Below are 20552 nucleotides of genomic sequence, written 5' to 3' on the forward strand. Positions count from 1 at the left end.
AAAAAATAAAATATGATAAGTAGCCAACAGCATTTATTCAATTTACCTGCAGGTGAAACGTACCTCAATGCCGCCTATATGACCCCACTCGCCAAAGAAGTTGAGGTAGCGGGAATTCAGGGGCTAAGAACCAAATGCAGACCTGGAAGTATTACTCCGGAACATTTTTTTCAAACTGCTGAAAACGTCCGAAAGGCATTTTCATTATTAATTAATAATCCGGACCCACAGAGAATTGCCATACTACCTTCTGTCTCTTATGGAATGGCCAATGTAATCAAAAATATCAATAACGGAAGGGGAAATGAAGTAGTTGTCGTCGAAGACCAATTCCCATCAGCTGTTTTTCCCTGGCAAAATAAAAACTTCCATTTTGATCTTCATAGGATAAAGCTTCCTGACTTGTATAAAGATAGAGGTCCCAAACTAACCAGGGAAATAATTAATTCAATCCGACAACAAACAGCTGCAGTATGCATAGGAGTATTGCATTGGACTGATGGGACATTGTATAATCTTAAAGAGATTGCTGAAGCCTGTAAGAAACACCATGCACTGTTCATAATTGATGGAACTCAATCCATTGGTGCCTTGCCATTTGATATTTCTGAATTGTGGCCTGATGCAGTTTTTTGTTCAAGTTATAAGTGGCTTATGGGACCGTACGGAACGGCACTGGGTTATTTTGGACCTGTATTTGATGACGGGATTCCAATAGAAGACAACTGGATCAATAGAGAAAACAGTGGTGATTTTACCAATTTGACAAAATACGAGCAAAGCTACAGGAAAAAAGCTCAAAAGTATAATGTAGGCGAATATAGTAATTTTACAAATATTCCTATGGTGGAAAAAGGACTGGAGATGATTTTAGAATGGAAAGTTGAACGAATTCAGGAATATTGCCAATACCTCGTCAACACCATGTTGGAAGGATTACACGATAGTAAAACGTATTGGATAGAAAAAGATGAAAATTGGCGGGCCAATCATTTAATTGGAATCCATATTCTAGATGAAGTGGTTCGACAAAATTTAGTCAAAACCTGTATTGATAAGAAGATTCATGTTTCATTCAGGGGCGATTGTATGAGAATATCTCCCCATCTCTATAATACCAAATCTGACATATACAATTTAACTGACGTCCTTCAAACTTTTAATAAATATTGATTTTACTATCTATATTTCTTAATTTAACCTTATGAAAGTAATAGGAATAAATCGACTCATTTTCATTCCTGTATTGATAATAGGTTTGTCTTCCATTGTACACGCCCATTGTAGATTAACTACTTATCTTTCTGGTGAAAATTTACAGTCTGGGAAACATCTTAATATAAAATGGGAAATTGAAATTGAACACAACCAGGAAGGGTGGGATCTTTTTTACTCAACTGATAATGGACATAACTGGGAACCTATAAAAACTGGGATGCCTGTTGACCAGCTATCATATGATTGGAGTATCCCTTATGTAAATACTCATGACGCATTAATCCGGATCGTCCAGGTAAATTCCGGAGGAGATTACGAAGATATAAGTGGAAAATTTTCCATTAGTACGGGTGTGATGACAGCATCCAGTCAGAGACAGCGGGCAAAGGTTTTTGAATTCTCCGTAGCCCCGAATATTGTTCATTCTGATACACGTATTACATTCCATCCTGATACACGTGATTATTACCGAATCTCCGTACATTCACTGGCAGGAAAAGAAATATCGCTTTTAGCCAACCGCACCTTTCCTCCTGGTGATCAATCCATTATTTTACATGCAGATAACCTGCCACCTGGACTTTACTTTATTATTATAAAAAACAGTAAAGGATTAGGGATTAAAAAATTTATTATTATTTAATTTCCTTGGCAAAAGCCGATTTGAATTTATCAAATTATCTGCACAACGCTGTGGATTCCATTTGATTGTGGTATCTAAGTGGGTCGATGTACCTTACTGAATTGGCCGGAGGTCAGGTAAGAGCTAAAAAATTCACAAAGACAGGATGAGCAACAGAACGGCTTCCGGTCATATTGACCCGGCTGAGACCTCGACAATGAGCCTGGTCTCACCGCTCGTAGAATCTCTCTGTCGAAAGCTCGCCAGGGTTTATTCCTGCATAACTTCTTATAAGGATACTTTTAGACCTTTTAGCATATAGTGAAGTGGTAGAGGTTCAGCCCGAACGGATATTGATAACCACAATACGAGCCAAAAATATTTTCCTACCAGTTAAAAATAAATTAACGTCAGCTCGACGAATAATTGATTCTGTCATTATTTTTGCTGAAAATGCAATGCCCAAGGCATCTGGCAAAGTCATCCCTATGGAGACTTTGTGGTAATCAATGCCAGAATAGACGATTTTACTTGTTTTCCACCCAGGGTTGGCACCCAGGGTTAATAATATTTCGACCCTTCAGGGCTCTTTTTTTCTCTGTCGAACTCACGTTAAATTATTAAAGACCTTCTTCCCTGGCATCCTAGTGATTATTATTTCATACATTCACTTTTTAGAAATAGAAGAATACATGAAAATTATCACTCAAGAGATCTTATCGGTAAACGAATTCCGAAAGCTACTCCAAGAACAACATGTAATTAGTAATATCGCCGTACAAGGGCTGGACCTTACATCACTTGCTTCCGAATTTTACCAATCAACTTTACACGATTGTCTGTTTATTGGTTGCGGGCTCACCGATCCGATGACCTGTTATCTCCAACAAAATAATTATGTATTCCCTAAAATGGATCTCCCATATTTAATTTATCCAAATAAATTATACAATCGATTTGATCTTTACAAAGGATATGATCCTGACAATCCCGATTCTTATTTAAAAACCTACCACAAAATAATCTACGACCACTTTATCAAAACCGGTAAATATACGACTGATATTAAAGAATCATTGGCGCGAAGTCTCCACGACCAATCAATTACCAATGCACTGCAGGACTTCATACAAAAGTATGATGAAAGACAAATAATAGCGGTAATGGGAGGACACAGTATGTTGCGGACCGACCCTATGTACAAAAAAATTGTTCTATTGTCAAAATCGCTTACCGAACAAGGGAAACTAATGATTTCGGGAGGGGGCCCGGGAGCAATGGAAGCTACGCATTTGGGAGCCTGGCTGGCAGAATCGCCAGAGGATACCGTTGACCAGGCACTTGAAATTTTGGCTGAATCTCCACTCTATACCGATAAAAATTGGTTGAGTGCAGCCTTCAAAGTCATTGACCAATACCAAGAAAGCAACTACAATAGCCTGGGAATTCCCACCTGGTTATATGGTCACGAACCCCCATCCCCTTTCGCAAGTCATATTGCCAAGTATTTTACAAATAGTATTCGCGAGGAAGGGTTGCTGGCCATAGCCAAAGGAGGAATTATATTTACTCCTGGGAGTGCCGGTACTATGCAAGAAGTATTTCAGGAAGTAACCCAGAACCACTATCTTACGCTCAAATACGCCAGTCCGATGTTATTTATGAATACAGAATTCTGGACCAATGATTGGGGAGTATATTCCTTGCTAAAAAACTTGTCTGATCAGAAGAAATTAAATAATCTGGACCTGGGACTATACGACTCTATTGATCGAATTAAAGACCACCTGGAGCAATTTTACAAATCCAACACACCTGCCTGATGCCCAGATATTACAAGCCTGAAAAGCTAAATACGAAAGACGGTTCCGATACCTTAATCCATAGTGAATGGGGTGAACTATATCATTCTCGTCATGGAGCTATTACCGAAAGTAGGCATGTTTTTATCCAACACGGCCTTATGAATTTTATAAAACAACATCCACAAAAAGCGAATATCAACATACTGGAAATGGGGTTGGGAAGTGGTTTGAATACAATATTAAGCCAGGAAGTAGCAGAAAAACATAAAATCAATATCACCTATACGGGCATTGAAATGTTCCCTGTAGATTTTTCTATTGTTGAAAAAATGAAATTTGAAGGACTATCCAATGATTCAGTTCAATTACTGTATGATTTGCACCGTAAAAAGTGGAATAAAAATGAAAAGGTAAGTCCCTATTTTTGTCTGAATAAAATACAAGGTTCATTTCTAGATCACGACCAATTTGAATTGTATGATATAATTTATTACGACGCTTTTGCCCCAAATGCGCAACCCGAATTATGGGATGAAAATGCCATTGGCCTCTGCTACCGACTTTTGAGTACACCCGGCTATTGGGTATCCTATTGTGCAAAAGGATCCGTCAAAAGAACATTAAAAAAAGCAGGGTTTAATGTAATCCCGCTTCCGGGGCCTCCTTTTAAACGAGAAATGACAAGAGGAGAGAAAATTTAATCTATTAAAAAGGCGGAAAACACCAGACTATAATAAATGCCCCAATTGAGCATCATTCGCTGCAAAACTTATCTTTCAGCGGCATTCTTTTGCAAAATCTCCATTCATTAAAAAAAAATGCGCTAAGAGACGTATTTTCCCAGCGCATTAGTATTTACTTTATATCTTATATTACTAGGCTTCCACTTCTTTCTTTTCCTCGAATCCCTGAATACCATTTACAGTAGTATATTTCATGCTGTATTTTTTATCAGGAAATACTATATTGTATGCAGATTGAAGTGCCAGGGTAGACTCGTGAAAGCCACAAAGAATTAATTTCAATTTACCGGGGTAAGTATTTACATCTCCCACGGCATAAATACCTTCAATATTAGTGCTATAGTCAAAGGTATTCACTTTAATAGCATTCTTTTCTATTTCCAGTCCCCAGTCACCTATTGGTCCCAGTTTAGGACTCAATCCAAACAGTGGCAACCAACTATGGGTATACTTTTCTGTTATTTCACCATCTTTGGACTTAATCACCACGGTATCCAATTCATCTGTACCTTTTACATCCACCACTTCCGCATTGGTAATTACCTCAATTTTGCCGGCATCCTGCAAATCGTATAATTTTTGTACAGTGTCTTTATGTCCTCTGAATTTGGTACGTCTATGTACTAATGTCACAGAAGAACACATGTCTCTTTCCGCAAAATAGGTAGCCCAATCAAGAGCGGAGTCCCCTCCTCCTGAAATTACGATTTCCTTATTGACAAAAAATTCAGGTTTTCTAACAAAATAATATACACCATTATTTTCAAAATTGGGTAACGCTTCAATGGGGGGTTTGCGCGGCTCAAATGATCCCAATCCTCCAGCAATCATGACTACAGGTGCCCGATGTTTAGTACCTTCATTAGTCGTTACAATAAATTGGCCTTCTTCATCCTTTTCAATCGTTTGCGCCCTCTCCCCAAGAGTATAGGTAGGTTTGAAAGGCTCTATCTGCTCGAGAAGATTATCAACCAGATCTCCTGCTAGCACTTCCGGATACCCCGGTATATCATAGATAGGTTTTTTTGGATATATTTCTGTTAATTGTCCTCCCGGAACGGGTAAAGCATCAATTAAATGACATCTCAATTTTAATAATCCAGCTTCAAAAACTGTAAATAAACCAACGGGTCCTGCTCCGATTATAAGTATTTCCGTCTGTATCATATTTAGTTATTAATTAAATTTTTTGTTATCCGGTTTAATTCTTTCACTTTGGTTTCAAAACTATCACCAAAAATGTTTCGTACTTTATTCAGGTGTTCTGCCAACTGATTGATTTCATCGGGCAAGTTTTTTTCCAACAATTGCCTGAGTCTCTTAGCCAAAGTAGGTGACTTTCCATTGGTAGATATGGCAATTTTAAAATCACCTTTCGTCACAATACCTCCAAGATAAAAATCACAAAGGTCCGGCGTATCAGCTACATTGATTAAAACACCTTTTAATTTAGAATTAGTCCAAATATACGAATTAATTTCTTTATTATTAGTAGCTGCAATGACTAAATCTATTCCCTTTAAGTCTTCATTTTTATACTCTCTATTGATAAAAGTGATATCATAATCATTACTATACGAAATGATTTTCTCAGAAATATAAGGAGCCACTAATATTATTCTAGAATTAGGACTGCTTTTAAGCAAAAAATGCAATTTCTCTTCTGCTACGTTACCACCTCCAACGATAAGAATCGTTAATCTATCCGTTCTCAAAAAAATAGGAAAAAGTTGATTTGGCTCTTGCATTAACTAATTTTTTTGAGCAAATTCAGGTCTCCCAACATATTAGAGACTACATTGTTGGACTGCACATGACGTGCTGCTTCCCCAATAATAATCACTGCAGGATTCGAAATCCGGTGTTTTTTCACTGATTCTTCTATATTCGATAGTTTACCAACAACCACCTTCTCATTCGGAGTTGTACCATTCTGTACCAAAGCAATAGGATAATCTTCACCATGGAAACTTTTAAATTTTTCCACAATCTGCGGAAGCTTTCTCGTCCCCATCAAAATTAAAATATTACTGCTGGATTGAGCAGCAATTGCAATATCCGAAGACAATTCCCCCCTGGAATTAGTCGCTGTCAACACCCAAAAGCCCTGACTTACCCCTCGTGAAGTAATAGGAACCTGGTTATAGGCTGCAATGCCTGAATACGAGCTTATACCTGGAACCACATCCACTACCAGGCCGTGTTTCTCTGCATAGGCAATTTCATCCTGGGCCCTCCCAAAAACCATGGGATCCCCACCTTTCAAGCGTACTACGTGTCCAAACTTATTCGCCATTTTCACGATCAGTCGGTTTATTTCAGGTTGCGTATATCTGCTCCAGCCCCTTCTCTTTCCTACAAAAATCTTTTGGGCATTTTTTGCATAATCCAGCAATGAATTGTTTACCAACGCATCAAAAAGAATTATATCCGCTTTTTCGAGCGTCTCTATAGCTTTTAATGTTATAAGTTTGGGATCGCCCGGTCCTCCACCTACCAAACTAAGCCGGGGTATTTTGTGATTATTCATTTGTCAAAACTTTGTGTTGCTCAATAACTTGTTCTTTAATCGTGTCTACATTTTTCAAATATGCTGTTGCAAAAGCCTCTGTGGGCTCATTTTCTTTCATGCAAAGCACCAGTTCTTCAAATGAACTGTAATTTGCAGGCCATTTAAAATCATTGCCATAGCACTTATCAAAAGCTTTAATAATTTTACTTTGTGTATTCAGTTTTTCATCCGTATGGATCAAAATTGATTTGGCCAAATGAATATATGCGGTATAAGCATGGTAAATGGCATCTGAATACTTTTCCTGCCACATACATTTTACAGCCTTTTCCAATCTTTCATTTGCCTCTTCAATCAGGGTAATTGTCAAATCTACTACTACCCCAGCACATTCACCCACGCCAATTGCTTTTACATAATCTTTTTCTCTGCCCCAATCCTGATACCATTCTTCCTGGAAATCCGTCGTGTCGGACAATGGTTTAAGCAGTTGGTAAAAATAATCCTTTCCCAGTCTCTCGTAATATTCTCCGTAACGTTCACCTTCGTTTTTATTCGTATAATAATCATTGAGTAAATAACGGAGGGCATCATCAGCTTTTTTTGCCGGAACTTTGATTACTTTATCTGCAAACTTTCCATTCCCATTTCCTTCATTTATACCGCCCAACAATACCTGTGCAGCCGGGGCTACTTTTTTATTAACCTTGATCGTCATTCCCTGAAAACCAATCGCAGCCAGATTGTGTTGCCCGCATGCATTCATACAACCGCTAATCTTTATATCTATATCTTTCGTAGCTGCCAGATGCCTGTATTCTTTTTTCAAAACATCCGTCAATCTAGTAGCCAATCCCATACTGCTGGCAATTCCCAGGTTACAAGTATCGGTGCCGGGACAAGCAATAATATCCGCCAACCCTTCAAAACCAACTTCCGCCAGGTTCAATTCAACTAAAGCGTCATATAGTTTTCTTACATCCGAACCTTTGACAAACCGCAAAACAAGATTTTGCTGAATAGTAGTGCGAATATCATCTACATTAATTTCTTCCAGCACTTTAATTAAATCCCTGGAAGTATTCGAAGAGATATCCCCATTGTGCAACTTTATTCCTACGGAAAAATATCCCTCTTGTTTTTGTGTAAAAACATTGGCTTCAAACCAGGTCTTGAAAGATTCATCAGAAAAATCAAATGAATGTATTTCCTGAAGCTCTTCGTAAGACTGTTCTGTTCCTTCAATTGGATAAGATTGAAATGGTAATGCTTTTCGTTGTTCCGAAGCTAGCTCCATCAAACCATCTCTACCAAGATCTTTAATCAAAAATTTCATCCGCGCTTTGTGTCTTCTATCGCGCTCTCCGTATCTATCAAAAACACGTATTAAACTTTCTGCGAAAGGAATTAGCTGATCCGTTGGAAGAAATTCATGAGCTACTTCAGAATGATTAGGTTGGGCACCTAAACCTCCACCAATCATTACCTTGAAGCCTCTTTGTTCTTCACCATCTATTTCTTGAATCACAGGAATAACTCCAATATCATGGATATAACTATAGTAATCATCCTCTTCGGTGGCTGAGAATGAAATTTTAAATTTCCGGCCCATTTCCTGACATATTGGATTCCTTACCAAATATTCAAACGTCTTTTGGGCATAGGGGCTTATATCAAATGCTTCCTTGGGATGTACTCCTGCCAGGTGAGACCCAGTAATATTTCTCACGGTATTACCACATGCTTCTCTCATTGTCACTTCATCCCGAGCCAATTTCTCCCATAATTCAGGCGTATCATCTAAACTCACAAAATGTAATTGAATATCCTGCCGGGTAGTCACATGGAGGTTTCCTGTAGCATATTCATCAGAAACATCAGCTATTCTGGCAAGCTTCTTACGATTCAAAGAACCATATGGAATTTTTATCCTCACCATTTGCACTCCTGGTTGGCGTTGACCATATACCCCACGAGCAAGACGTAAGCTTTTGAATCGATCTTCATCGATCTTCCCGTTTTTGTACAAAGCAATTTTTTGCCCGAGTTCTAGAATCTCTTCTTCAACAACCGGATTTTCTAATTCTGTTCTAAAACTTTTCATATTAATTTTTTCTTCATTTTACAATTAATTAAGAATGCAATCCACATTCTTTTTTGGAAGTTTCCCACCACCATCTTCCCGCTCGAATATCTTCACCGGGTGAAATGGCTCGGGTACAAGGCTCACAACCAATACTTATATATCCTTTTTTATGAAGTCGATTTTGAGGTACCCTATGCGTATCCAAATACTTTTCCACTTCCTCAAGGTTCCAATCCAATATCGGATTAAATTTAATAATATCAAACTTTGGATCATACTGAAACCTCTTCAGTAAACTTCTGTTTTTAGATTGGGTAGACCGTAACCCCGTAACCCACACATTAAAGGGTTTTAACGCTCTGCTAAGCGGTTCTATTTTCCTAATGTTACAACACTGTTTTCTATTTTCGATAGAATCGTAAAAACTATTGGGACCTTTCTCTTTTATCATACTTTCCACACTCTCATGCAAAGGATAAAATACATCAATGGATTTCTTATATTTCTTCAGGGTCAAACCATGTACATCATAAGTTTCCTGAAACAACCGGCCAGTATCCAATGTAAAAACATTTACATCCAAGTCATTTTTAAAAATCATATCTGTTATCACCTGATCTTCCTGTCCGAATGAAGTGGAAAAAGTAACATTAAAAGAAGAGTGTTCTGATAACCACTGCAAAGCTTCTATAGGTCCTGTCTTTCCAAGGATGTCGTTTAAAATATCTATATTTTTGAGTATTTCCATTTTAATTAATTTCTCTTTTGTGATTGTACCATCCGAAATAGAATTATCCAATCCCCATATACAGGGATCATTGATAATTAAAACCTATTAAAAGAATAATTAATACATATTAACCGTCAGGCCAAATATCTGCTAACCTTCTTAACAGGTTCAATTAACAACAACAGCAACAACAGCACATCACATGGCTATTGTAGTCTACCAAAATGTTATTAGAAGAATTTTGTTGGAAATGATTCGATTTTGTCGAATGGGCTTGAATAAGCTTTAGTGCGTACATCTTTTTTAAATTTTCAATGATTTATATTTACTTTTAAAAAGTCAGGATTTGGCACCTTCCATTACTGGGGCTGCCAGAGGATCATCGAGCCTGTCTCTAACCTCTTCTTTATAAATCAATTGAATCTTGCACTCTTTATGCAAAATCTCAACTGAACTACTGCAAAGATACAGATCATTATTAAAATACAAAATCCAAATTCATATTTTTTAAAAAATATATGTTTACTTGGATTCTTGGAGCCCCTAATCATTCAGAAAAAAAGGAAATTATATGATGCTGGGCCTATATACTTGACCGAAAACTCCCTTATTCCAATGCCTGGACTGACAGCAATCTGACTCTAAATAAAGGAATAGGTCCTTAAGACGCGCAAACATCAAACCATTTTCCCGAAGCTTTATCGTTGAAAAAGTAAAGGGAGAAAATGCAGTAGTTATACTTTCAGCATCCAGGCTTGAGGATTGTAAACACGGAATGAACACTTGGTAACAGCGATCTTCATCCTACGGGCGCTCTACATAGTAAACTATGTATTCGCCCTTTGGGGTCAATCCTCCCTTTTCTGTAATGCCCTGGATTCTAAAATTTCTTTGACCTGATGTCTCATTATGGAAAATCAACAACACTGTGTCAGCAATTTCGTCATTATTTTTCCGACTACATAAAAGTGGGTAAATGTACGAAATCGAGGAGACCACCTGAAGAGGATACGTTACTCAGAGTATTCGTTTATTTGAAACAAGTTCATATTCCAAATAATCACCCTTTATATTACAGGGAAAAATAAGCTCGTCTAATCATTATAGACTGCTTCTTCATGAGAATTAGTTGGATTGTAAAACAAGTAAATCCCAATTCACCATTCCAACCGACTGTAGAGCACTCCCGAATCTATTCGCAAACAATCTGAAATGGCCAATATATAGCTCGACGATAGAATCTTTATGAGAAGACCGCTGCTTTTATAGGGCTAGATACGGTAACCGAATATCTTAATGCACAACCATTGACCAGCTTGAATAATAGGCCAAACCTTGTCCAAATCCCCCCTACAATACCTGAAAACAAAATTATTAGTCCTATTCAGTCTCTTAGCATTTAAATGATTTGGAATTTATTATAAATTATTCATTGACAATTGGATCCGCCCTCTTTCTCGATCAATACCATGAACTTTTACTTTGACATTTTGTCCCAGGTTAACTACCTCATGAGGCGACTTGATAAATCGGCTTGACATCTGCGATATATGTATCAACCCATTTTCTTTTATGCCCAAATCGACAAAAGCACCAAATTTGGTTATATTGGTCACCACACCCTCCAGCGACATCCCTTCTGCCAAATCATCAATTGAATGAATTTGATCGGACAGAGCAGGAGGTTCAACTTCGCCTCGTATATTCCTACCCGGACGAGCCAACTCCTTTAATATATCATCAAATGCATACTTTCCGATTTCTTTTTCCAGTAGTTTATCCCCGCGCAACTGCCCAATACGCTTTTCGTTTTGCAGTAAATCCCTTACAGAACAACCTGCCACATCACTCATTTTTGCGACTAAATTGTATTGTTCTGGGTGAATAGATGAAGCATCCAGGGGATTATGCCCATTGTAAATTCGTAGAAAACCGGCACATTGTTCATATGTCTTATCCCCTACTCCATCAACAGATAATAGTTCAGATCGATCATGAAAGCTTCCCCCTTTTTCCCGGGCCTTTACAATATTCTCAGACAACCTCTCACTTAATCCGGATACATATCTCAATAAATATTTGCTGGCAAAATTCAAATCTACCCCCACACGGTTTACACAACTGACTACCACCTCGTCCAGTTTTCCTTTCAACATTTTCTGGTCGACATCGTGTTGATATTGCCCAACTCCTATTGACTGAGGATCGATCTTTACCAGCTCGGATAACGGGTCCTGTAATCGGCGTCCAATCGAGACCGCACCTCTGTAGGAAATATCCAAATGAGGAAATTCCTCCACTGCAACAGCCGATGCTGAGTATATCGAAGCTCCGCTTTCACTCACATAATGAATCGCAGGCTGGCCGCTGACTTCACCTTTAAGCCACTGGATAATTTCTTTTCCTGCCGTTCCATTACCCACTGCAATATTTTCAATGGTAAACTCTTTAAGAACAGTATTAACCTTCTCCAGGGATACACTTTTTTGATTCTGTGGAGGCATAGGATATATAATAAATTGATCACGGAGATTTCCCTTACTGTCTAATACCACACATTTACACCCATTTTTAAAACCAGGATCCATAGCCAATACGGCTTTCTCCAGTAACACCGGAGCCATTAACAACTGTTCAAGGTTTTTACTAAATATTTCCACAGCTGCCCGGTCCGACTTTTCTTTCACTTCAGCAATGACCTGGTTTTCTATTGATGGCCGGATTAATCGCTTATAACTATCCTCTACTGTCTCAAAAATCAACTTTCCGCAAATTCCGGAATTGGTATTGATTCTATTATTGATAAACCAAATGGTTTTTTCATCATCCGGACGAATGGTAAAGCGCAACACTTTCTCGTTGGCCCCTCGCTGAATAGCCAGAAACCTGTGTGAAGGGATTCTATCTACACGTTCGGAATAATCAATATAATCTCTGTATTTTGCCAAATCCTTTCCCTCATTTTCAACCCCGGATTTAGCTTTTACTTCGACCTGTGCATACCTATAAAATTGATCACGGACCGAAGATCTTACATCTACCCTATTACTTATTTTCTCCGCCAAAATATCTTTTGCACCTTGAATAGCTTCCTCCTGACTGTTAACTTTTTCATCCAAAAACGGTCGTACAGAATCCTGCAGTCTTTTCACCTTACCTGTCCAGATTAATTCTGCTAATGGTGCCAATCCCTTTTCTTCTGCTATCGAGGCCCTTGTTTTTCGGGAAGACTTATAAGGCTGATACAAATCCTCAAGGACATTCTTATCTAAAGTACTTTCAATCTTTCGCCGAAGGTCTCCAGTTAACTGCCCTTTCTCTTCAATTACCTGAAGTATGTATTCTTTCCTGTCATTAAGTTGCTCAAATACAGTTAAATGTTCTTTCACCGACTGCAATTCTGTCTCCGACAACCCCTGAGTCATATCCTTTCTATATCTTGCAATAAAAGGTATGCTTGCTCCATCGGACAACAAATTGATGGCAGCGCGAATTCCCTTCGGTTTTAAATGCGTTTTATCCTCTACGTATTGAAATGAATTCATACTGCAAACTTATGGTAAAATCGTCAGATTACTTAACAGATATTCGCATTCAAAAAGAATATATTCAGTATATTTAACTCGATTATCCCTGATATAACCACACAAATTGAAACATCCTCTTTGTGTTAATTCCCATATACCCGTAAAACGAGAATGGAACCTATTATTTAACAGGGACTAATCCCTTTATATCCAAAGTAAACCTAATTCGATATGAAATGGAGAGGCAGACGGCAAAGCCAAAATGTTGAAGACCGAAGAGGCAGAAGCTCCGGACGCAAAGTAGCAGTTGGAGGCGGCCTTGGGGCCATAATCATACTTATTCTTTCACTGGTAACGGGAACTGATTTATCCGGCCTTTTACAATTTATAGAAAGCCCCACTATAGAAACCACAGAGCCCAAAAGAGAGTCTTTGCCAGACGACGAAACCGCCCAAATGGTTAGCACTGTTTTGGCCAGTACAGAAGATATATGGGACCATTTATTTCAGGAGCAAGGCCGTACTTATCAGAAACCTAACCTGGTAATGTTTGATTATGCTACTTCAAGTGCATGTGGCCAGGCATCAAGTGCCATGGGGCCTTTTTATTGTCCGGGCGATAACAAAGTTTATATTGATTTGTCATTTTGCCAGGATCTAAAAACCCGGTTTCAGGCGCCGGGAGATTTTGCAGTAGCGTACGTTATAGCTCATGAAGTGGGACATCACGTCCAAAACCTTCTCGGTATTTCTCAGCAAGTACAAAGTATGAGACAACAAATGAGTACAGTCGAATACAACAAACTTTCCGTAAAAATGGAGTTACAGGCAGATTTCCTGGCTGGCATTTGGGGGTATTATGCAGAAAACATGCAAGATTTACTGGATAAAAACGATTTGGAAGAAGCCCTTCAGGCTGCTTATGCTATAGGAGATGACCGAATTCAAAAACAAACGCAGGGATATGTGGTTCCCGATGCTTTTACGCACGGAAGTTCTCAACAACGGATGTATTGGTTCAAAAGAGGATTCGACACGGGGGATTTGTCATTGGGAGAATTCAACAAAATCCAATAACGACATTTCTAAAAGCAAACAAGCCGGTGATTCCTGAAGATTTCACACCTCAACCCCGGAAATTGAAAAACATATTCAATCCGCAGGACAGGCTAATGGCAAAATATAAATTACGGGAAAATTATAAAATGAATGCTAATTTGTCAGTTTTGTGCAACTCCCTACATTTAGCAAAAAATATTTTGCATATACTGCCAGTGTCCTGCAACCTATTTTCTAAGAGATTATTCCTTTCATTCACATTAAAAAGCAATATCGTTATTATTTTCCCGAATGTCTTCGGGATTGTGATGAAAACCCGGGCTAAAAAGTTTAGAAAAAGACCAGAAATTTGGGCTACATACTATTACTACTCTCCTTCTAACTTATACAGTTTCTTCTGTTTTAAAACCTCCGCTCGTGTCCGGGTATTTAAAAACTTTCCATTTATTTTTGTAATATGAAAATAGGGAAAAGTCTTCACCTCATTTATCCGTTTTCTTTCCTTATCTAATCGATGAATCGTTTGATCAGACCCATAGATAAATAGTTCTTTGTAACCTTCATTTTTTCCTTTCTCAATATCATAATATACTTCTCCATCCATATAAAATGTCAATAGCCAATCTTCTTCAAGCGCTATAACCGGTGCCGTAGTCTCTAAAGAATTATAATACTGCGCAGCTGAATATCCCGCTTGATAGGAGGACAATAACCGGGGATAAAAAACCGTATTTACGTATCCTCCAACCAATAAAATCGCCAATACCAATCCGATAAATGGTTGCAATAATTGGAATCTTCCGCTCTGTATTTTCAAGGCCAAAAAAACTCCGACAAATACCAAAAGAAGGACAACCAATACACCCCATTTACCAGGGGCAAAAAGAAATTGAATCCCTAAAACAGCAATTATGAAAAGAACAGACAAAATAATCGCATACATTTTCAACCCCGGATTTACATTGGAGTTAGAAAATAAATTCTCTAGGTACCGGCCAGTGAGAATAGCTACAAACGGAAATAATATATTTGTGTAATGGGGCAACTGGAATCCGGATATTGAAAACACCAGGAACATGATGATGAAGCCAAAAAATGTGACGTACTCCCGGTCTTTTCTCCATCCCAATAAATTTCTGACTGTATAAAAAAGTGGGATAATTGCGAGGAATGCCCAGGGTGCAAAAGCCCAAAGGAAGGTATGAAGAAAAAACAAAGGATCCCCTTTACCGGTAATGGGACCGGTATTAAAAAAACGACCAAATTGACTATCCCACAGAAAAAAACGAACACCAGATACGCCTGTACGCTCAAAAACCACCTTTTCAGGATGTACATCAAATTGATGATACAACGCATATAGTTCCGGTAAAGTAAATACGCCGGTTGCCAAAACCAACAGAGGCCACTTCCAAGAAAGAAGAGCTTTCGGGTTACGAATCAATAAGTCACCAAGAACAGCAGAATATACTATAATAAGCACAAAGATTCCTTTAGTCATAATAGCACACGCTGAAAAGACAGCTGCCAGCAGGAAATGGATCACTGAATTCGATAAACTACACTTCCACATATGATAAACGCCTCCCATAATTACTCCCATTAATATCGCTTCTGCCCTGACATCATTATTCGAAATCATAATATGTAGAGCCGACCCAAAAATTATCATTGCTACCCATCCAACTCGCAGGGAATATAATTCCTTTCCCAATTTGTAGGTATACCACAATGCCATTAAAAAGAAAATGAAGGAAGGCAATTTGTATGCAAAGCTATTCAGACCAAATAGTTCCATTGAAAGTGCACATATCCAAAATGGGAAATGAGGTTTATCTAACCAGTCTTCTCCCCCCACATACAAATCAAGATAATTTCCGGAAGTAACGATTGTCTTGGAAATGGTTGCATATAATGCACTATCCCCGGTAAATATGATATTAAACAAGCCAAGGCCGTTTACTATCACCACCAACACCAAAAGAACCTTATATATCAATAGCTCTGAAGGATTTGTATCTCTGATCATATGTCCTTTTTCCCTTCCCATTCAATAATCACGACAAAACTAAAAAAATAAAACGGATGATGACATCCAACCATCCAATTGCATCGTATATACCTTATCTTTTTTTGTTTTTAAATGTGGTGAATACTCCTTCTACGGCAATTAAAACCACAACAGTATCGAGGTAGCTCCCACATCCTGGAGAGCTACTTTCGTTTTTTACTGGTCTTGAGAAAAAGTAAATGTTGCTAGGCAAAATGTAATATTCCATTTTCAGTATACAAATTGTTTAGCTGTTAGATCTATGGAATGGCATTAAATACCTCCATTGAAGGTAAGCGAAATAAAAGGTATATTCAAAGAGCCCCGGACAGATCTATACCGGAAACTATACACTAATTACAATACCAGGAACAACCCGGCAGCAATCGCAGCCCCTACTATTGGTCCCATAACTGGTATCCAGGCATAGTCCCATCCAATTTCACCCTTCACTTTTTTAGGTAATAGGGCATAAACCATACGTGGAGCCAAGTCACGTGCAGGGTTAATGGCGTACCCTGTTGTTCCACCTAGCGATAGTCCGATTACCCAAACGAGAAATGCTACGGGAATAGCCCCTATCGCTCCCAGCCCTATAGGAGTCTGGTTGGGATCTTCCAATGAAGCTCCGGTAATATATAGTATAACAAAAATTAATACAAAAGTACCCAACACTTCTGAAAAGAAATTATTCCCATTATTCCGGATCGCCGGTGCTGTACAAAAAGTAGCTTTCTGAGCTTCATAATCGGGAGTTCGCTTATACTGGTCGTGATAGAACAACCAAACCAATACCGAACCCAGCGCCCCACCAATCATTTGCGCTATAATATAAGATGCTACGTCCCCCCAGGGGAATTGTCCGGCGATAGCCAGCCCCACAGTCACTGCAGGATTAATATGGGCACCACTATAGGGTCCCGCCACTACTACAGCGGTAAAAACCGCCAACGCCCACCCAGTGGTAATTACTATCCATCCCGACCCATGCCCTTTGGTATCATTGAGTACTACATTAGCTACCACACCATTTCCCAATAAAATGAGAATAGCGGTTCCAACAATTTCGGCGATAAATGGTGTCATTATAGTTGTTTTACTTAATTATTGTATATTATTTAGCCCAGTTTAAGGATCGATTAACCGCATCATGCCATTTGTCCATTAAAAGATTGATTTTCTCCACATCTTGCTCCGGAGAAAACGTCCGGTCCAATTTCCATTGGTCCTGAATTTCACTGATATCTTTCCAATATCCGGTCCCCAATCCTGCCAAATATGCAGCTCCCATAGCTGTAGTCTCCAATATTTGGGGACGAACCACTTCGTTTTGTAACAAATCAGCCTGGAATTGCATCAAAAAATTATTTGCTACCGCCCCTCCATCCACACGCATCTCAAGGGTTTTAGCACCCAGATCTTCTTCCATCGCTTTGAGCACATCGGCTACCTGGTAAGCAATTCCCTCCAGGGCGGCTCTGACCAAATGAGCAGCTTTGGTCCCCCGGGTAAGCCCTATTATGGTTCCCCGGGCAAACTGATCCCAGTACGGTGCTGCCAACCCTGATAAAGCCGGGACAAAATAGACTCCGTCGTTATCGGCTACCGACAATGCCATCGCTTCAGTCTCTACCGCCCCGTGAATAAGTCGCAACCCATCCCGCAACCATTGAATCGCAGCGCCACCTATAAATACACTTCCTTCTAGCGCATATGTCACAGTACCATTAATTTTCCAAGCAATAGTTGTCAACAGGTTGTTTTCTGACGTCACAGGTTTACTCCCAGTATTCATCACCAGGAAGCATCCCGTTCCATAAGTCGTCTTGGCCATGCCTTCTTTCAGGCACATTTGGCCAAACAAGGCCGCTTGCTGGTCCCCGGCAATTCCGCTGATCGGTATTTTAGAAGAAAATAATGTTGTAGAAGTCTGACAAATAACTTCGCTGCTTCCTTTTACTTCCGGCAACATCTCCGGGGGGATATCAAATAGGTCCAATAAATCAGCATCCCACTCCTGGTCATGGATATTAAACAACATGGTCCGCGAAGCATTCGTAATATCAGTTGCATGTTCTTTTCCCCGGGTAAATTTATAGATGAGCCAGGAATCCACTGTACCGAATTTTAATTTCCCCTTTCGGGCCTTTTCTCTGGCACCTTCTACATTATCCAGAATCCATTTCAATTTGGTAGCAGAGAAATACGCATCGATTATCAATCCTGTTTTTTCCCGAATCATATCGGCGTGCCCTTCCTCTTTGAGTGTTTCACAATATTCAGATGTCCGTCGGTCCTGCCATACGATCGCTTTATGGACCGGTTGTTGGGTCTCCGTATCCCAGACAATGACCGTTTCCCGCTGATTCGTTATTCCGATGGCTTCAATATCCAGACCTGACAGATTGGCCTTTGCCACAGCTTCTGCCGCTACAGAAGATTGCGTAGACCAAATTTCATTGGCATCGTGCTCTACCCAGCCTGGTTTGGGAAAATGCTGTTCAAAAGGTTTTTGTGCCATGGCTACGATCGCACCCGAATGATCGAATATTAACGCACGGGAACTGGTTGTTCCCTGGTCAAGAGACAAAATATACTTATCTGACATAATTATATTGTATTTTAATTTATTCTTTGTCTAATTGATTGTAGTTTTCTACCAGATAGCTCTCAGCCAGTTTTATAAAATGGGCCAAATCTTCTCCGGCATTATACTGATCTCCCAATTGTTCTTGTAATACTTCGCTTACTATCGGAGCCATCGCTATTGCAGCCCGGGCATCGAGAAACAATATACGAATTCTTCTCGCAAGAACATCTTCTATGGTACATGCCATTTCTTCTCGTATTACCTGTCGAATGTCCCCCTTCGTTAATTCAAAACCTGAACACCCCCCCTCGTTTTTTCCTTCATCATACAATGGCCTCTTAATCTCTTCAATGGCCAGATTTTTTGTTCGGCACTCCCGGGCCTCTATCAACCCGGAAGCTATGGCCTCATTAATCGCATCTTCAGCCATTTTACGATATGTTGTCCATTTCCCTCCTATAATAGTAATCATTTTATCCTCCGACATCAATATCTTGTGTCCACGGGATATTTCTTTTGTACTTTTTCCCGCTTCGCGGGGAGCCACCAGTGGTCGTAAACCGGCAAAAATGGAAAGAACATCTTCCCGCCCTGGTTTGCGATCAAGGTAATGATCTGCAGTAGCCAGTATAAAGTCTATTTCCCTGTCAAGAGCAATGGGTTCTTCGATTGGTTTTTGGACCGGGGTATCCGTGGTTCCCAAAAGAACCTTCCCATTCCACGGCACACCAAACAATACCCTGCCGTCAGAAGTCTTTGGAATCATTAATGCCCAATCCGAACGCCAAAATGAACTATCTACCACGAGGTGGATTCCCTGGCTGGGAGCTATGATAGGCTTCGAACTACTATTTTCCATACTCAATATATCATCGGTAAAAACACCTGTGGCATTGAACAAGGTCTTAGACCGTAATGTAAAATACGAATCATCAAGACTCTCCCTAACTGTTAAAACAAATTGATCCTTTACTTTGTCAATCTCTACCACTTCAGCGTGGTTGAGCACCAACGCACCCTCTCGGACAGCTGTTTTGGCCAACGCAACAGCCAACAAAGCATCATCAAATTGACCATCATGATAGAGAATAGCACCTTTTAATCCCGATTTAGAAATACCGGGCATCGCTTCCAACGCTTTTCCTCTTCTAATAAACTGCGATTTTCCAAAACTTCGCTTTCCAGAGAGTAAATCATATATTTTGAGCCCGATAAAATAAAAGGGAATCTCCCACCACTGGTATAGAGGTACGGCAAAACATTGATTTGTCACCATATTTGGGGCATTCTGACGCATCAGTCCCCGCTCTTTTAAGGCCTCCAACACCAATTTTATATTCCCCTGGGCCAAATACCTCACGCCACCATGGGCCAATTTTGTACTGCGACTGGAAGTTCCTTTTGCAAAATCGGTTTTCTCCAGCAATACGGTAGAAAACCCCCGGGACGCAGCATCTACCGCTATTCCCAAACCGGTAGCACCCCCACCGATGACAATAACATCATACTCTTTTTCCCCGGTTCTTAGTTTTTCCAAAAAAGCTTTTCGGTCCATTCTATCTCTCAAAACAAAAGTTTTCGACACTTAAATATATCATATTATTTCGGAT

The 20552-nt window shown here is 39.4% G+C and carries 15 protein-coding genes and 1 riboswitch; of the genes, 5 read left to right on the plus strand and 10 right to left on the minus strand.

Annotated features, from left to right (window positions below):
- Window positions 1-12: 12 nt before the first annotated feature.
- From LVD47_RS10320 to mnmC2, 4 genes are all read left to right on the plus strand, one after another.
- The gene (locus LVD47_RS10320; RefSeq protein ID WP_236975755.1) at window positions 13-1173 is read left to right on the plus strand and encodes an aminotransferase class V-fold PLP-dependent enzyme; all 1161 of its coding nucleotides are present in this window, start codon (window positions 13-15) and stop codon (window positions 1171-1173) included.
- Between the two features lie 31 nt (window positions 1174-1204).
- Window positions 1205-1861 (plus strand): T9SS type A sorting domain-containing protein, encoded by a 657-nt coding sequence (locus tag LVD47_RS10325; protein ID WP_236975756.1) that lies wholly within the window; start codon window positions 1205-1207, stop codon window positions 1859-1861.
- 671 nt (window positions 1862-2532) lie between these two features.
- Window positions 2533-3663, plus strand: a complete 1131-nt coding sequence (locus LVD47_RS10330) for an LOG family protein (RefSeq protein ID WP_236975757.1) — start codon at window positions 2533-2535, stop codon at window positions 3661-3663.
- A complete protein-coding gene (mnmC2, locus tag LVD47_RS10335; RefSeq protein ID WP_236975758.1) occupies window positions 3663-4346 on the plus strand; it encodes a tRNA (5-methylaminomethyl-2-thiouridine)(34)-methyltransferase MnmC2 in 684 nt (227 codons plus the stop codon). The genes LVD47_RS10330 and mnmC2 overlap by 1 nt, the downstream gene beginning before the upstream one ends.
- Window positions 4347-4520: 174 nt before the next feature.
- Here mnmC2 and LVD47_RS10340 read toward each other — a convergent pair whose 3' ends face one another.
- The 6 genes from LVD47_RS10340 to LVD47_RS10365 all read right to left on the minus strand — a co-directional run bounded on the left by LVD47_RS10340 (window position 4521) and on the right by LVD47_RS10365 (window position 13261).
- Window positions 4521-5555, minus strand: coding sequence for an NAD(P)/FAD-dependent oxidoreductase (locus LVD47_RS10340; protein WP_236975759.1), 1035 nt, complete (start codon window positions 5553-5555; stop codon window positions 4521-4523).
- Window positions 5556-5557: 2 nt separating this feature from the next.
- The gene (locus tag LVD47_RS10345) at window positions 5558-6136 is read right to left on the minus strand and encodes a precorrin-2 dehydrogenase/sirohydrochlorin ferrochelatase family protein (protein ID WP_236975760.1); all 579 of its coding nucleotides are present in this window, start codon (window positions 6134-6136) and stop codon (window positions 5558-5560) included.
- A complete protein-coding gene (cobA, locus tag LVD47_RS10350) occupies window positions 6136-6918 on the minus strand; it encodes a uroporphyrinogen-III C-methyltransferase (RefSeq protein WP_236975761.1) in 783 nt (260 codons plus the stop codon). The genes LVD47_RS10345 and cobA overlap by 1 nt, the downstream gene beginning before the upstream one ends.
- Window positions 6911-9004 carry a ferredoxin-like domain-containing protein gene (locus LVD47_RS10355; protein ID WP_236975762.1) on the minus strand — a complete coding sequence of 698 codons (2094 nt, stop codon included), beginning with the start codon at window positions 9002-9004 and terminating at the stop codon, window positions 6911-6913. The genes cobA and LVD47_RS10355 overlap by 8 nt, the downstream gene beginning before the upstream one ends.
- A 28-nt stretch (window positions 9005-9032) precedes the next feature.
- On the minus strand, window positions 9033-9734 hold the full coding sequence (locus LVD47_RS10360) for a phosphoadenylyl-sulfate reductase (RefSeq protein ID WP_236975763.1): 702 nt from the start codon (window positions 9732-9734) through the stop codon (window positions 9033-9035).
- Window positions 9735-10032: 298 nt separating this feature from the next.
- A riboswitch (SAM riboswitch) is annotated at window positions 10033-10131 on the minus strand.
- Between the two features lie 1003 nt (window positions 10132-11134).
- Window positions 11135-13261, minus strand: coding sequence for a helix-hairpin-helix domain-containing protein (locus tag LVD47_RS10365; protein ID WP_236975764.1), 2127 nt, complete (start codon window positions 13259-13261; stop codon window positions 11135-11137).
- A 213-nt stretch (window positions 13262-13474) separates the two neighbouring features.
- On the opposite strand from LVD47_RS10365, the gene ypfJ reads away from it, so the two are divergent.
- Complete coding sequence (gene ypfJ, locus LVD47_RS10370) at window positions 13475-14320, plus strand: KPN_02809 family neutral zinc metallopeptidase (protein WP_236975765.1); 846 nt, start codon at window positions 13475-13477, stop codon at window positions 14318-14320.
- A 349-nt stretch (window positions 14321-14669) separates the two neighbouring features.
- On the opposite strand, the gene LVD47_RS10375 is transcribed toward ypfJ, so the two are convergent.
- From LVD47_RS10375 to LVD47_RS10390, 4 genes are all read right to left on the minus strand, one after another.
- Entirely contained in the window at window positions 14670-16331 is a 1662-nt protein-coding gene (locus LVD47_RS10375) for an ArnT family glycosyltransferase (RefSeq protein WP_236975766.1), read from the minus strand.
- A gap of 378 nt (window positions 16332-16709) precedes the next feature.
- Window positions 16710-17438, minus strand: a complete 729-nt coding sequence (locus LVD47_RS10380; protein ID WP_236975767.1) for an MIP/aquaporin family protein — start codon at window positions 17436-17438, stop codon at window positions 16710-16712.
- A gap of 28 nt (window positions 17439-17466) precedes the next feature.
- Window positions 17467-18960 (minus strand): glycerol kinase GlpK, encoded by a 1494-nt coding sequence (glpK, locus tag LVD47_RS10385; RefSeq protein ID WP_236975768.1) that lies wholly within the window; start codon window positions 18958-18960, stop codon window positions 17467-17469.
- A gap of 19 nt (window positions 18961-18979) precedes the next feature.
- Entirely contained in the window at window positions 18980-20497 is a 1518-nt protein-coding gene (locus LVD47_RS10390) for a glycerol-3-phosphate dehydrogenase/oxidase (protein WP_439652001.1), read from the minus strand.
- Window positions 20498-20552 lie beyond the last annotated feature (55 nt).

Origin of the sequence: Membranihabitans maritimus (assembly GCF_021729145.1) — a bacterium.
GTDB classification, from domain to species: domain Bacteria; phylum Bacteroidota; class Bacteroidia; order Chitinophagales; family Saprospiraceae; genus Membranihabitans; species Membranihabitans maritimus.

Bases quoted from the DNA above. Each gene is read 5' to 3' on its own strand.
- LVD47_RS10320 (WP_236975755.1), top strand. From the start codon at position 13: ATGATAAGTAGCCAACAGCATTTATTCAATTTACCTGCAGGTGAAACG.
- LVD47_RS10330 (WP_236975757.1), top strand. From the start codon at position 2,533: ATGAAAATTATCACTCAAGAGATCTTATCGGTAAACGAATTCCGAAAG.
- LVD47_RS10365 (WP_236975764.1), bottom strand. From the start codon at position 13,261: ATGAATTCATTTCAATACGTAGAGGATAAAACGCATTTAAAACCGAAG.
- LVD47_RS10375 (WP_236975766.1), bottom strand. From the start codon at position 16,331: ATGATCAGAGATACAAATCCTTCAGAGCTATTGATATATAAGGTTCTT.
- LVD47_RS10345 (WP_236975760.1), bottom strand. From the start codon at position 6,136: ATGCAAGAGCCAAATCAACTTTTTCCTATTTTTTTGAGAACGGATAGA.
- cobA (WP_236975761.1), bottom strand. From the start codon at position 6,918: ATGAATAATCACAAAATACCCCGGCTTAGTTTGGTAGGTGGAGGACCG.
- LVD47_RS10390 (WP_439652001.1), bottom strand. From the start codon at position 20,497: ATGGACCGAAAAGCTTTTTTGGAAAAACTAAGAACCGGGGAAAAAGAG.
- glpK (WP_236975768.1), bottom strand. From the start codon at position 18,960: ATGTCAGATAAGTATATTTTGTCTCTTGACCAGGGAACAACCAGTTCC.
- LVD47_RS10325 (WP_236975756.1), top strand. From the start codon at position 1,205: ATGAAAGTAATAGGAATAAATCGACTCATTTTCATTCCTGTATTGATA.
- ypfJ (WP_236975765.1), top strand. From the start codon at position 13,475: ATGAAATGGAGAGGCAGACGGCAAAGCCAAAATGTTGAAGACCGAAGA.
- LVD47_RS10340 (WP_236975759.1), bottom strand. From the start codon at position 5,555: ATGATACAGACGGAAATACTTATAATCGGAGCAGGACCCGTTGGTTTA.
- LVD47_RS10360 (WP_236975763.1), bottom strand. From the start codon at position 9,734: ATGGAAATACTCAAAAATATAGATATTTTAAACGACATCCTTGGAAAG.
- mnmC2 (WP_236975758.1), top strand. From the start codon at position 3,663: ATGCCCAGATATTACAAGCCTGAAAAGCTAAATACGAAAGACGGTTCC.
- LVD47_RS10380 (WP_236975767.1), bottom strand. From the start codon at position 17,438: ATGACACCATTTATCGCCGAAATTGTTGGAACCGCTATTCTCATTTTA.
- LVD47_RS10355 (WP_236975762.1), bottom strand. From the start codon at position 9,004: ATGAAAAGTTTTAGAACAGAATTAGAAAATCCGGTTGTTGAAGAAGAG.